Consider the following 13,841-nt stretch of genomic DNA (forward strand, 5'->3'; position numbering starts at 1 on the left):
TGTGGAGTTGACCGGTACTAATAGGCCGAGGGCTTGTCCTCAGTTGCTCGCGTCCACTGTGTTGGTTCTGAAACCACGAACAGCCCCACGTGCCACACGTGGTGCGGCGGTTCACAGTTTCATAGTGTTTCGGTGGTTATAGCGTAGGGGAAACGCCCGGTTACATTCCGAACCCGGAAGCTAAGCCTTACAGCGCCGATGGTACTGCAGGGGGGACCCTGTGGGAGAGTAGGACGCCGCCGAACAATCATTGAAAGGGTTGGACCTGGAACTTCGGTTCCGGGTCCAACCCTTTTTTGTTGCCCGTCACTTGAAGTTCACGTTGCGCTACCAGCATTCACAGCATGGGTACTGCTGCACTGCTCAGGGCCGCCGGCGTCGGACTCGGTGACGAGGTCGTCGTGCCGGCCTTCGGGAACGTCGAAGTGGCCGAGGCCGTGACCATGGCCGGGGCGCTGCCGATGTTCGCCGACATCGACCCCGCCACCTACTGCCTCGACGCCGCTGCCGTGGAAGCGGCCGTCACCCCGCGCACCGCCGCCGTGGTGGCCGTCCACCGCTTCGGTCGGCTCGCCGACATCGCGCGGCTGCACGCCGTGGGTCAGCGACATGGGCTGCTGGTGCTGGAACAAGGGGAGTCCGAGGCGCCGTACGACGAGATAGCCCAGCGCAGGGAGCGGGCGGCCTATCTGGATGCCAAGTTGCGAGGTGTGCGGACACCGGACGACGGTGACGGGCACACCTATCAGCAGTACGTCGTGCGGGTTCCGGGCAACGGGCGGCCGGACCGGGACGCCTTCGCGCGGGCCGTGCGCGCCAAGGGAGTTGCCTGCCGGGTGCCGGTGAAGACGCCCGTGCACCGGCTGCCCGAATTCCGCCGGTGTGTTTCCCTTCCGGAGACCGAGCGGGCCTCTGACGAGACGCTCGCGCTGCCCGTGGACGCGTCACTGACGAAGCGGGACATGCAGCGGATCGTGTCCGCCTGCAATGCCCTCGGAGGGCTTCTCCAGCCCGCCTTCTGACGCGGTTGGGAGCACGGGCCTGTTCAGGGTATGATCTATTCCGTTGCCGCGGGGGAGACCTCACAAGCAACAGGCCCCTATAGCTCAGTCGGTAGAGCGTCTCCATGGTAAGGAGAAGGTCAACGGTTCGATTCCGTTTGGGGGCTCCACCAGAAAAGGCCTCACCCTCACGGGTGGGGCCTTCCGCGTTCCGTTGGGGCCCCGCGTCCGGATCAGGCCACAGCCGGCGGATGGAGAAGCCCCGCCGATTTCCCGCGACCCGATCCGAACGACAGGCCTAGTCCTGGTGGAGGCCCGGGACACGCATCGCCAGGATCGCCATGTCGTCCGAAGGGGCGTCCGACGCGAAGCGTTCCACCGCGCGCATGATGCGAGCCGCGACCGCGCCGGCCGTCAGGCCCGTGCAGGTCGTGAGGACGTCGGCGAGGCCGTCGTCGCCCAGCATGCGGGAGCCCTCTCGGCGTTCGGTGACGCCGTCCGTGACGCACAGGAGGACATCGCCCGGGTCGAGGGTGACGGTCTGCTCGTAGAGCTCCAGGTCCTCGATGACGCCGAGCAGCGGCTGGGGTTCCGCGGCCGGTTCGACCGTGCCGTCCTGGCGCAGGCGCAGCGGGAGCGGGTGGCCGGCGCAGACCACCTTCAGCTCCGCGCTGCCGTCCTCCTGCGGACGCATCTCCCCGTACAGGAGGGTGAGGAAGCGGCTGCGGGCGCCTTCGTCGAGGATCGCTGAGTTGAGACGCTCCAGGACCATCGGGCCGCTGAGGCCCTCGCGGGCCAGGAGGCGCAGGGCGTGGCGGGCCAGGCCGGTGACCGCCGCCGCGTTCGGGCCCGTGCCGCACACGTCGCCGATGGCGAAGCCGTAGGCACCGTCGCGGATGGGAAAGAGGTCGTAGAAGTCGCCGCCGACCTCGTTGCCCTCGCCGGCCGCGCGGTAGATGACCTCCACCTCGACGCCGTCGATCAGCGGCAGCTCCGGGGGCAGGAGGCTGCGCTGCAGGGACTGGCTGATCGCGGTGCGCTCCGAGTAGAGGCGGGCGTTGTCCAGGGCCAGGGCGGCCCGGCGGGACAGGTCCTCGGCGAGTTCCAGGATCTCCTGGCGGAAGTGCTCGTCGGTCGGCTTGCCCAGGGTGAGCATGCCGATGACGCGGTTGCGGGCGACCAGCGGGAGGACCACGGTCTCGCCGCCGACGGCGGAGGCGGTGGCGAGGGTCGGGCCGATGCCGGGGGTGACCTGGCGGTTCGGGCCACCGCTGAGGCCGAGGCTGCGCATGGAACTGCGCAGGGCCGCCTGGTGGGCCATCGCGGCGGGGGCCGTCCAGACGCGGGCTCCGGGAGTGGGGACCGGGTCGGGCGGGGGAACCTTCGACAGCAGGTACTTGATGCCGTCGATGAGTTCCTCGTCCTCGTGCAGGACGTAGGAGAGGTAGGGCTCGGAGGCCTGGTCGGCGATGGTGTAGACGGCGCACCAGGTGGCGAGCGTCGGGACCGTCATCTGGGCCATCAGGGCCAGGGTCTGGTCGCGGTCCAGGGTGCCGGCCAGCAGGTCGGAGGCCTCGACGAGGAAGCTGAGGGAGCCGCGGCGCAGGCGTTCCAGTTCGCCCAGGCGGGCCGATTCGACGGCGAGGGCGATGCGGTCGGCGGCGAACTGGAGGCGCAGAGCCTCTTCGTTGGTGTATCTGGCGGGGGCTTCGGCGGCGACGCCGAGGGAGCCGGTGAGGCGGCCCTCGACCTTCAGCGGGACCGTGACGACCGAGCGCATGCCGGTGCCGTTCAGCAGTGGCACGGCGCCAGGGACGGCGGCCAGATCGTCGTGGACGGCGGGCATGCGGGCCGAGCCGTAGCGGCCGGGGCCGGCCTCCACGGGGACACGGGCGAAGCGCTGGCGGGCGGAGGGGAGGCCGGTCGAGGCGCGGACCTCCAGTTCCGTCTCGTCGTCGGTGGCGAGCAGGAGGAACGCGGAGTCGCCGTCGAGCATGTCGCGGGCGCGTTCCACCGTGCGCTGGAGGAGGCCGTCGAGGTCGTCCGGGGCGGGCGAACCGATGAAGACCTCGAAGGGATCGGTGCTCTGGCCCTCGGAGCCGGTCGAGCTGTCGGCGGGCACCCGCTGGGGTGTCTGCAGAACTGCCCGTTCGTGGTCCCGTACCAAGAGGCACACGGTTGACGGTTCGCCGCCGGTGTCGCGAACGCGCAGGTGGGAGGCGTACACCGGGGTGACGCGGCCGGTGGCCGCGCGGATGCCGTAGCTGCCTTCCCAGCGGGAGAGACGGAGGGCTTCCACGATGCCGGTGCTGGTGCCCGGGGTGTGCGGCCAGGCGGCGAGGTCGGTCAAGGGCTTGCCGGTGACCTGCTCGGCCGGGTAGCCGAAGAGTTCCTCGGCGTCCTCGTTCCAGGCGGTGATGGCGCCGGTGCGGTCGATCTGGATGACGGCCACGCGGACCCGGCCGTCGGCGAGGGGGAGGAGGTCGGCGGGGAGGGCCGGGCCGGCCGTGCGGGTGCCCACCGCGCGTGCGGGAAGAACCAGCTGGAACCAGACGGTCTTGTGGGTGGGGGTGTATTCGACGCCCCAGCGGCCGGCGAGGGCCGCGCACAGCTGGAGGCCGCGGCCGCCCTCGCGGTCCGGGCTGCCCATGTTGATGGCCGCGCCCTGGAGGGGGATCTCGCGTTCGGGGTAGTGGTCGGCCACCTCGATGCGTGCGCCGTCGTCGCTGCGCAGGCAGAGCACGTCGGCCGAGGTGCCGGCGTGGACCACGGCGTTGGTGACGAGTTCGCTGGTGAGAACGACGGCGTCGTCGACGATGTCGGCGAAGCCCCAGCCCTGGAGGGTGTCGCGAACGAAGGAGCGGGCGCTCGCGACAGATCGCCCGACGGGCTCGAAACTGGCGGCCGCGCGCGCGGTGATCACAGAACTCCTCGACCGGTTCTCGACGTGCTGGGCTGCGGGGCCGACCGGCTCGCGCCGCTGTTGCGGCAGGCTGCCCGTCGGCCGGGGGTCCGGGGGCTGTCCCCCCGGGATCAGTCCGGTGGTCATGTGTGCGGCCGCCCCTCCGATGCCCGCTCGTCTTCGTGCCACCGCCCAGGCCGGACGGACCGGCGCGGCTGGACAGCCGGATGCAAGGTTACTTACCTTCGCGGTCCATGCGGATGCCGGTCTGCAGTGTTTCCGTCCGGAGGGTGTGCGGACGGTGTGCGAAGCTGCCGAACTGTTATGGCCTGGTTCGGCCGGGGTGAAACACTGGGCAAGCTTGTGGTGAAGGTCAGGGCAGGCTGTGTGCCCGATGCCGCCCCTGGGCAGCAGCCCCCTGGGAACGGGCTGGTATGCAGGGCGGAGAATACGCAGTAGTAACCGGTACGCCGAGCGTGACACCGGAACACAGCAGTGACGGTCGACCCCTGCGGGAGGGACACAGTGGAGTCTGGCGCAGCGACGCGTGGCAAGAAGGCGCGCGCGAAAGGCGGACAGTCCCCGGTCAATCAGGGCAGGGTGCGCAGCGGTACGACCGAGGTGGACACAGCGTCCCTGAACCGCCTGATGGCGGCCCTGGTGTCGATGCGGGACGGGAACTTCCGCAAGCGGCTCACGGTGTCCGGGGACGGCATGATGGCCGAGATCGCGGCGGTCTTCAACGAGGTGGCCGACCGCAATCTGCATCTGACGGGTGAGCTGTCGCGGGTGCGGCGGATGGTGGGCCGCGAGGGCAAGCTCACCGAGCGGCTGGAGACGGGTGCCTGCGAGGGCTCCTGGGCGACGGCGATCGACAACTCGAACGCCCTGGTGGACGACCTGGTGCGGCCGGTGTCCGAGGTCGGCCGGGTGCTCTCCGCGGTGGCGGAGGGTGATCTGTCGCCGCGGATGGAGCTGCGGACGCAGGTGCCGGACGGGAACAGCCAGCCGCTGCGGGGCGAGTTCCTGAAGGTCGGGCGGACCGTCAACAACCTGGTCGACCAGCTGTCGACGTTCACCGACGAGGTCACGCGGGTGGCCAGCGAGGTGGGCACCGAGGGCAAGCTGGGCGGTCAGGCCCGGGTGCGGGGCATGTCGGGTTCGTGGCGGGACCTGACGGATTCCGTCAACACGATGGCGTACCGGCTGACGGCCCAGGTGAGGGACATCGCGCTGGTGACGACGGCGGTCGCCAAGGGTGATCTGTCGCGCAAGGTCACGGTGCAGGTGGCCGGCGAGATGCTGGAGCTGAAGAACACCGTCAACACGATGGTCGACCAGCTCTCGGCGTTCTCGTCCGAGGTGACCCGGGTGGCCCGCGAGGTGGGCACCGAGGGTGCGCTGGGCGGTCAGGCGCAGGTGCCCGGGGTCGACGGGGTGTGGAAGGAACTCACCGATTCGGTGAACACCATGGCCGGGAACCTCACGGCCCAGGTGCGCGGGATCGCGGAGGTGACGACCGCGGTCGCCAACGGTGATCTGTCGCGCAAGGTGACCGTGCCGGCGCGGGGTGAGGTCGCGCAGCTCGCCGACACGATCAACCAGATGACCGAGACGCTGCGGATCTTCGCGGACGAGGTCACGCGGGTGGCCAACGAGGTCGGTGCCGAGGGGCGGCTGGGCGGTCAGGCGAATGTGCCGGGTGCGGCGGGGACGTGGAAGGACCTCACCGATTCGGTGAACACGGTCTTCCGGAACCTGACCACTCAGGTGAGGGACATCGCCGCGGTGACGACGGCGGTGGCCAACGGTGATCTGTCGCAGAAGGTCACGGTCGACGTGGCCGGCGAGATGCTGGAGCTGAAGAACACCGTCAACACGATGGTGGATCAACTGTCCGCGTTCGGTGCCGAAGTGACGCGTGTGGCGCGGGAGATCGGTGTCGAGGGCGAGCTGGGCGGCCAGGCGCAGGTGCCGGGTGCGGCGGGGACGTGGAAGGACCTGACGGACTCCGTCAACACGGCGTTCCGCAACCTCACCGGTCAGGTGAGGAACATCGCCCAGGTGACGACGGCGGTGGCCAACGGCGACCTCTCGCAGAAGGTCACCGTCGATGTCTCCGGCGAGATGCTCAAGCTGAAGAACACCGTGAACACGATGGTGGACCAGCTGTCGAGCTTCGCCGACCAGGTGACGCGGATGGCCCGGGACGTGGGCACGGAGGGCCGGCTGGGCGGTCAGGCGCGTGTCGACGGTGTGTCGGGCACGTGGAAGGAGCTCACCGATTCCGTCAACTCGATGGCCGGGAACCTCACTTCCCAGGTGCGCAACATCGCGCAGGTGACGACGGCGGTGGCCCGGGGTGACCTGTCGCAGAAGATCGACGTGGACGCGCGTGGGGAGATCCTGGAGCTGAAGAACACCATCAACACGATGGTCGACCAGCTCTCGGCCTTCGCCGACCAGGTGACCCGGGTCGCGCGTGAGGTGGGCACGGACGGCCGGCTGGGTGGTCAGGCGCAGGTGCCCGGGGTGGCCGGTGTGTGGCGTGACCTGACGGACTCCGTGAACGGCATGGCGTCCAACCTGACCGGCCAGGTGCGCAACATCGCGCAGGTGGCCACGGCGGTGGCCCGGGGTGACCTGTCCCAGAAGATCACCGTGGACGCGCGCGGGGAGATCCTGGAGCTGAAGAACACCCTGAACACGATGGTGGACCAGCTGTCGTCGTTCGCCGAAGAGGTCACGCGTGTGGCCCGTGAGGTGGGTACGGAGGGCATCCTGGGCGGTCAGGCCGAGGTGCAGGGTGTCTCCGGCACCTGGAAGGACCTCACCCAGTCCGTGAACGGCATGGCGAACAATCTGACCATCCAGGTGCGCAACATCGCCGAGGTCACGACGGCGGTGGCCCGGGGCGATCTGTCGAAGAAGATCACCGTCGACGCCAAGGGCGAGATCCTCGAACTGGTCACGACCGTCAACACGATGGTGGACCAGCTGTCCTCCTTCGCCGAGCAGGTGACCCGGGTGGCCCGTGAGGTGGGCACCGAGGGCATCCTGGGCGGCCAGGCGCATGTGCCGGGTGTCACGGGCATCTGGAAGGACCTGAGCGACAACGTCAACCTGATGGCGAAGAACCTCACCACTCAGGTGCGGAACATCTCCCAGGTCTCGGCGGCGGTCGCCAACGGTGACCTGACGCGGCAGGTGACCATCGAGGCGCGCGGTGAGGTCGCGCAGCTCGCCGACACCATCAACACGATGGTGAAGACGCTGAGTTCGTTCGCCGAGCAGGTCACCAAGGTGGCCCGTGAGGTGGGCACGGACGGCATTCTCGGCGGGCAGGCGCACGTGCCGGGTGTGGCCGGTACGTGGAAGGACCTCACCGAGTCGGTGAACCAGATGGCGTCGAACCTGACCGGTCAGGTGCGCAACATCGCCATGGTGACCACGGCCATCGCCAAGGGCGACCTGACGAAGAAGATCGACATCGACGCGCGCGGCGAGATCCTGGAGCTGAAGACGACCATCAACACGATGGTCGACCAGCTGTCGTCCTTCGCGGAGGAGGTCACCCGGGTCGCCCGTGAGGTGGGCACGGAAGGGCAGCTCGGCGGCCAGGCACGCGTGCGTGACGTGGACGGCACCTGGCGTGACCTGACCGAGTCGGTGAACGAGATGGCCGGGAACCTGACCCGGCAGGTGCGTGCCATCGCGCGCGTGGCGACCGCGGTGACCCGCGGCGATCTGAACCTGAAGATCGACGTGGACGCGTCCGGGGAGATCCAGGAGCTCCAGGACTACATCAACAAGATGATCGCCAATCTGCGCGACACCACGATCGCCAACAAGGAGCAGGACTGGCTCAAGGGCAATCTGGCGAGGATCTCGGCGCTGATGCAGGGCCGCCGGGACCTGGAGGACGTGGCCTCGCTGATCATGAGCGAGCTGACGCCGGTCGTCTCCGCGCAGCACGGCGCGTTCTTCCTGGCCATGCCGCTCGTCGACGGTGACGACGTGAACGCCGCGGACGACGACCAGTACGAGCTGCGCATGCTCGGCAGTTACGGCTACTCGATGGGTTCGATGCCGACGTCGTTCGAGCCCGGTGAGGCGCTGATCGGGACGGCCGCCACGGAGAAGCGCACCATCCTGGTGGAGAACGCGCCCAGCGGCTATCTGAAGATCTCCTCGGGGCTCGGTGAGGCGCCGCCCGCGCAGGTGATCGTGCTGCCGGTGCTGTTCGAGGGGAAGGTGCTCGGCGTGATCGAGCTGGCGTCCTTCACGCCGTTCACGCAGATCCAGAAGGACTTCCTCAACCAGATCGCCGAGATGATCGCGACGAGCGTCAACACCATCTCCGTCAACACCAAGACCGAGCTGCTGCTGGCGCAGTCGCAGGAGCTGACCGAGCAACTGCGGGAGCGCTCGGCCGAGTTGGAGCAGCGGCAGAAGGCGCTTCAGGCGTCCAACGCCGAACTGGAGGAGAAGGCCGAGCTGCTGGCCCGGCAGAACCGCGACATCGAGGTGAAGAACACCGAGATCGAGGAGGCGCGGCAGGTCCTGGAGGAGCGCGCCGAGCAGCTCGCGGTGTCGATGCGCTACAAGAGCGAGTTCCTGGCGAACATGTCGCACGAGCTGCGTACGCCGCTCAACTCGCTGCTGATCCTGGCCAAGCTGCTCGCCGACAACGCCGAGGGGAACCTCTCGCCGAAGCAGGTCGAGTTCGCCGAGACGATCCACGGGGCCGGCTCGGACCTGCTCCAGCTCATCAACGACATCCTCGACCTGTCGAAGGTCGAGGCGGGCAAGATGGACGTCTCCCCGACGCGGATCGCGCTGGTCCAGCTCGTGGACTACGTGGAGGCGACCTTCCGGCCGCTGACCGCGGAGAAGGGCCTGGACCTGTCGGTGCGGGTCTCGCCGGAGCTGCCCGCGACGCTGCACACCGACGAGCAGCGGTTGCTGCAGGTGCTGCGCAATCTGCTGTCCAACGCGGTGAAGTTCACCGACTCCGGGTCGGTGGAGCTGGTCATCAGGCCGGCGCGGGACGACGTCCCCCAGAAGATCAGGGAGCAACTGCTGGAGACCGGGTCGCTGACCGATCCGGAGGCGGAGCTGATCGCGTTCTCCGTGACCGACACCGGGATCGGCATCGCGTCCAGCAAGATGCGGGTGATCTTCGAGGCGTTCAAGCAGGCCGACGGCACCACCAGCCGCAAGTACGGCGGTACGGGCCTGGGGTTGTCCATCTCGCGGGAGATCGCGCAGTTGCTCGGTGGTGAGATTCACGCGCAGAGCGAGCCCGGGCGTGGCTCGACGTTCACGCTGTATCTGCCGCTGCACCCCAGCGAACTGCCGCCGCAGGGCTACCAGCAGCAGCTGCCCGCCCTGGAGGCCGGTGACCTGGTGGCGTCGTCCGAGCGGCCGGACGTGGAGGCCGAGACGCCGGCCGAGGTGACCTCGTACCGGGAGACGCAGAACGGGCCGGCCGCTTTGTTCCGGCGGCGCCGCAGGATGCCGGAGCTGCCGCCGCGCCCCGCGCAGCTGGAGCAGTGGACGCCGCCCGAGCAGGAGAGCCCGGCGCCGAAGCCGAACCGCGGCATCCGGTTCGGTGGCCAGAAGGTCCTGATCGTCGATGACGACATCCGCAACGTCTTCGCCCTGACCAGTGTCCTGGAGCAGCACGGCCTGTCCGTGCTGTACGCGGAGAACGGGCGTGAGGGCATCGAGGTCCTGGAGCAGCACGAGGACGTGGCGGTCGTGCTGATGGACATCATGATGCCGGAGATGGACGGGTACGCGACGACCACGGCGATCCGCAGGATGCCGCAGTTCGCCGGGCTGCCGATCATCGCGCTGACCGCGAAGGCGATGAAGGGCGACCGGGAGAAGGCGATCGAGTCGGGCGCTTCCGACTACGTGACGAAGCCGGTCGACCCCGATCACCTGCTGGCGGTGATGGATCAGTGGATGCGAGGGGAATGAGGGGAACGTCGGGCTGTTGCGCGACCATGACGGGAAGGTTCGGTGTTCACGCGGAACTGCGGACTCGGTGTGCGCATAGTCGTGTAGAAGTACAAGATCTGGGGAACCTTCTGGTCTCGCGCCGCGTTTCTGCTACGTGCACAGTGACATCACGGTGACAGGGTGTGGTGACGGGCGGGGTGCGGCTACGATGACCGGCACAAGGACGGGCGGCGCAAGGGAGTCGTCCCCTGGGGCGGCACCCACCGGTGCTTCCACAGGTCCTGCGAACAGGGGAGGCCCCACGCCGGGGCGAGGAGGGCGGGCCATGGTGCAGAAGGCCAAGATCCTCCTGGTCGATGACCGGCCGGAGAATCTGCTGGCGCTGGAGGCGATCCTCTCCGCGCTCGATCAGACGCTGGTGCGGGCATCGTCCGGGGAGGAAGCGCTCAAAGCGCTGCTCACGGACGACTTCGCGGTCATCCTGCTGGACGTCCAGATGCCGGGCATGGACGGCTTCGAGACGGCGGCGCACATCAAGCGCCGCGAGCGGACCCGGGACATCCCGATCATCTTCCTCACGGCGATCAACCACGGCCCGCACCACACCTTCCGGGGTTACGCGGCGGGTGCGGTGGACTACATCTCCAAGCCGTTCGACCCGTGGGTGCTGCGCGCGAAGGTCTCCGTCTTCGTCGAGCTGTACATGAAGAACTGCCAGCTGCGAGAGCAGGCGTCCCTGCTGCGACTGCAGTTGGAGGGCGACGGCAAGGACACGGGCGGCGAGGCGAAGGAGTCGGCCGGGCTGCTCGCGGAGCTCTCCGCGCGGCTGGCCGCCGTCGAGGAGCAGGCCGAAGCACTGACCAAGCAGCTCAACGACGAGTCGACGGACGCCGCCGCGGTGGCCACGGCGGCTCATCTGGAGCGCAAGCTCACGGGGTTGCGGCGGGCGCTGGACGCGCTGGAGCCGGGCACCGGAAGCGCTTCCCCGATGTCCTCGCAGAACTGACGCGTGTGCGGGCGGGATTGTTCCCCGTGACCGCGCGTCAGTTTCGCGCCTCTCCCGAAGCGACACGAACGGGTGAAGCCGTGGACACGCGTGTCCCCTGTCGTCTCCCCCGGTAACCTCACACCCATGGCCTCACGTCCCTCCGCAGCCAAGAAGCCGCCGCCCGCGAAGAAGGCGACCGCGAAGGCTCCGGCGAAGAAGGCCGCGGCCAAGAAGGCTCCCGCGAAGAAGGCGCCCGCCAGGAAGGCCGCGGCCAAGAAGGTCGCGCCCAGACCGGCACCCAGCCCCACCGGCGGCATCTACCGGTTGGTGCGCGCCGTCTGGCTCGGCGTGGCGCACGCTGTCGGCGCCGTGTTCCGCGGCATAGGGCAGGGCGCCAAGAACCTCGACCCGGCCCATCGCAAGGACGGTGTCGCCCTGCTGCTGCTCGGCATCGCGCTCATCGTCGCCGCGGGCACCTGGGCCGACCTCAGGGGTCCCGTGGGCGACCTGGTGGAGATCCTCGTCACCGGTGCCTTCGGCCGCCTCGACCTGCTCGTGCCGATACTCCTCGCCGTCATCGCCGTGCGGTTCATCCGCCACCCGGAGAAGCCCGAGGCCAACGGGCGCATCGTCATCGGCCTGTCCGCGCTCGTCATCGGCGTGCTCGGACAGGTCCACATCGCGTGCGGCTCACCCGCGCGCGGCGACGGCATGCAGGCCATAAGGGACGCCGGCGGTCTCATCGGATGGGCCATGGCGACGCCGCTGTCGTACGCCATGGGCGACGTGCTCGCGGTGCCGCTGCTGGTGCTGTTGACCGTCTTCGGGTTGCTGGTCGTCACCGCCACCCCGGTCAACGCCATTCCGCAGCGTCTGCGGCTGCTCGGGGTGCGTCTCGGGATCGTCCGCGACCCGGCCGAGGACGAGTTCGTCTACGTCGAGGACGACGAGCGCTACGAGGAGCAGTGGCGCGAGGCGCTGCCCGCGCGCCCGCGCGGCAGGCGGGCGCAGGCACCCGCGGCGTACGACCCGGACAGTGCCGAGCAGGAGGCGCTCACCCGGCGCCGGGGCCGCCCCCGGCGCTCCGCCGTGCCGCAGCCCGACATGGACCGGCCCAGGGACGCCGTGGACGTCGCGGCGGCGGCCGCCGCCGCGCTCGACGGCGCCGTGCTGCACGGCATGCCGCCCTCACCGGTCGTCGCCGACCTCACCCAGGGCGTACGGGCGGGGGACCAGGAGGCGACCACGCCGACCTCCGTCCCGGCCGCCCGCCCCCGGCAGGACGAGCCCCGGCAGTCCGAGCCCGAACCGCAGAAGCCGAAGGCGGGCGTCCGCGACCTGACCAAGGCGCCGCCGGCCGAGCCCCGCGATCTGCCCCCGCGCGCGGAGCAGCTCCAGCTGTCCGGCGACATCACCTACGCCCTGCCGTCGCTCGACCTGCTGGAGCGTGGCGGTCCGGGCAAGGCGCGCAGCGCCGCCAACGACGCCATAGTGGCCGCGCTGACCACGGTCTTCACCGAGTTCAAGGTCGACGCCCGGGTCACCGGCTTCACCCGCGGGCCGACGGTCACGCGCTACGAGGTCGAGCTCGGCCCCGCCGTGAAGGTCGAGCGGATCACCGCGCTGGCGAAGAACATCGCCTACGCCGTCGCCTCCCCGGACGTGCGGATCATCAGCCCGATCCCCGGCAAGTCCGCGGTCGGCATCGAGATCCCGAACACCGACCGGGAGATGGTCAACCTCGGCGACGTACTCCGTCTGGCGGAGTCCGCGGAGGACGACGACCCGATGCTGGTGGCCTTCGGCAAGGACGTCGAGGGTGGCTACGTCATGCACTCGCTGGCGAAGATGCCGCACATGCTGGTCGCCGGCGCCACCGGCTCCGGCAAGTCGTCCTGCATCAACTGCCTGATCACCTCGGTCATGATGCGGGCGACCCCCGAGGACGTCCGGATGATCCTCGTCGACCCCAAGCGGGTCGAGCTGACCGCGTACGAGGGCATCCCGCACCTGATCACGCCGATCATCACCAACCCCAAGCGGGCCGCCGAGGCCCTCCAGTGGGTCGTGCGCGAGATGGACCTGCGCTACGACGACCTGGCCGCCTACGGCTACCGGCACATCGACGACTTCAACAAGGCCGTGCGCGAGGGCAAGGTCAAGCCGCCCGAGGGCAGTGAGCGCGAGCTCCAGCCCTACCCGTACCTGCTGGTCATCGTCGACGAGCTCGCCGACCTGATGATGGTCGCGCCGCGGGACGTCGAGGACGCCATCGTGCGCATCACGCAGCTCGCCCGCGCGGCCGGCATCCACCTGGTGCTCGCCACGCAGCGCCCGTCGGTCGACGTCGTCACAGGTCTCATCAAGGCGAACGTGCCCTCGCGGCTGGCCTTCGCCACCTCCTCGCTGGCCGACTCGCGGGTCATCCTCGACCAGCCGGGCGCCGAGAAGCTCATCGGCAAGGGCGACGGGCTGTTCCTGCCCATGGGGGCCAACAAGCCCACCCGCATGCAGGGCGCCTTCGTCACCGAGGAGGAGATCGCGGGCGTCGTGCGGCACTGCAAGGACCAGATGACGCCCGTCTTCCGGGACGACGTCGTCGTGGGCACCAAGCAGAAGAAGGAGATCGACGAGGACATCGGCGACGACCTCGACCTGCTGTGCCAGGCGGCCGAGCTGGTCGTCTCCACGCAGTTCGGGTCGACGTCCATGCTCCAGCGCAAGCTGCGCGTCGGCTTCGCCAAGGCCGGTCGGCTGATGGACCTCATGGAGTCCCGGAACATCGTCGGACCGAGCGAGGGTTCGAAGGCTCGTGACGTTCTTGTGAAGCCTGACGAGCTGGATGGCGTGCTCGCCGTGATCCGGGGGGAGTCTGAAGGGTAGGGAAACGGGACACGGTGGTCGCCTCGCGGGGTTACGGCAATTGGGTGTCCTGATCGTGACTCATCCGTAAGGGATCATTGAGCAACCGTTTCCCTTC

The 13,841-nt window shown here is 69.2% G+C and carries 5 protein-coding genes, 1 tRNA gene and 1 rRNA gene; 6 read left to right on the plus strand and 1 reads right to left on the minus strand.

The window, feature by feature from the left end:
* Positions 1-128: 128 nt before the first annotated feature.
* From rrf to QNO09_RS26500, 3 genes are all read left to right on the plus strand, one after another.
* Positions 129-245: ribosomal RNA gene (gene rrf, locus QNO09_RS26490) — 5S ribosomal RNA — on the plus strand.
* A 114-nt stretch (positions 246-359) separates the two neighbouring features.
* Complete coding sequence (locus QNO09_RS26495) at positions 360-1,022, plus strand: DegT/DnrJ/EryC1/StrS family aminotransferase (protein WP_283972871.1); 663 nt, start codon at positions 360-362, stop codon at positions 1,020-1,022.
* 73 nt (positions 1,023-1,095) lie between these two features.
* A tRNA-Thr gene (locus QNO09_RS26500) sits at positions 1,096-1,171 on the plus strand.
* Positions 1,172-1,299: 128 nt separating this feature from the next.
* On the opposite strand, the gene QNO09_RS26505 is transcribed toward QNO09_RS26500, so the two are convergent.
* Positions 1,300-4,050 (minus strand): SpoIIE family protein phosphatase, encoded by a 2,751-nt coding sequence (locus QNO09_RS26505; RefSeq protein WP_283972762.1) that lies wholly within the window; start codon positions 4,048-4,050, stop codon positions 1,300-1,302.
* 378 nt (positions 4,051-4,428) lie between these two features.
* Between QNO09_RS26505 and QNO09_RS26510 the strand changes: the two genes are divergently transcribed.
* From QNO09_RS26510 to QNO09_RS26520, 3 genes are all read left to right on the plus strand, one after another.
* Positions 4,429-9,891, plus strand: a complete 5,463-nt coding sequence (locus QNO09_RS26510; protein ID WP_283972763.1) for a HAMP domain-containing protein — start codon at positions 4,429-4,431, stop codon at positions 9,889-9,891.
* Between the two features lie 307 nt (positions 9,892-10,198).
* Complete coding sequence (locus QNO09_RS26515; protein ID WP_283972764.1) at positions 10,199-10,879, plus strand: response regulator; 681 nt, start codon at positions 10,199-10,201, stop codon at positions 10,877-10,879.
* A 126-nt stretch (positions 10,880-11,005) separates the two neighbouring features.
* Positions 11,006-13,744 carry a DNA translocase FtsK gene (locus QNO09_RS26520; protein WP_283972765.1) on the plus strand — a complete coding sequence of 913 codons (2,739 nt, stop codon included), beginning with the start codon at positions 11,006-11,008 and terminating at the stop codon, positions 13,742-13,744.
* Positions 13,745-13,841: the final 97 nt, after the last annotated feature.

This window comes from Streptomyces sp. 378, from assembly GCF_030124145.1.
Taxonomy (GTDB): Bacteria; Actinomycetota; Actinomycetes; order Streptomycetales; family Streptomycetaceae; genus Streptomyces.

Bases quoted from the DNA above. Each gene is read 5' to 3' on its own strand.
- QNO09_RS26505 (WP_283972762.1), bottom strand. From the start codon at position 4,050: ATGACCACCGGACTGATCCCGGGGGGACAGCCCCCGGACCCCCGGCCG.
- QNO09_RS26515 (WP_283972764.1), top strand. From the start codon at position 10,199: ATGGTGCAGAAGGCCAAGATCCTCCTGGTCGATGACCGGCCGGAGAAT.
- QNO09_RS26520 (WP_283972765.1), top strand. From the start codon at position 11,006: ATGGCCTCACGTCCCTCCGCAGCCAAGAAGCCGCCGCCCGCGAAGAAG.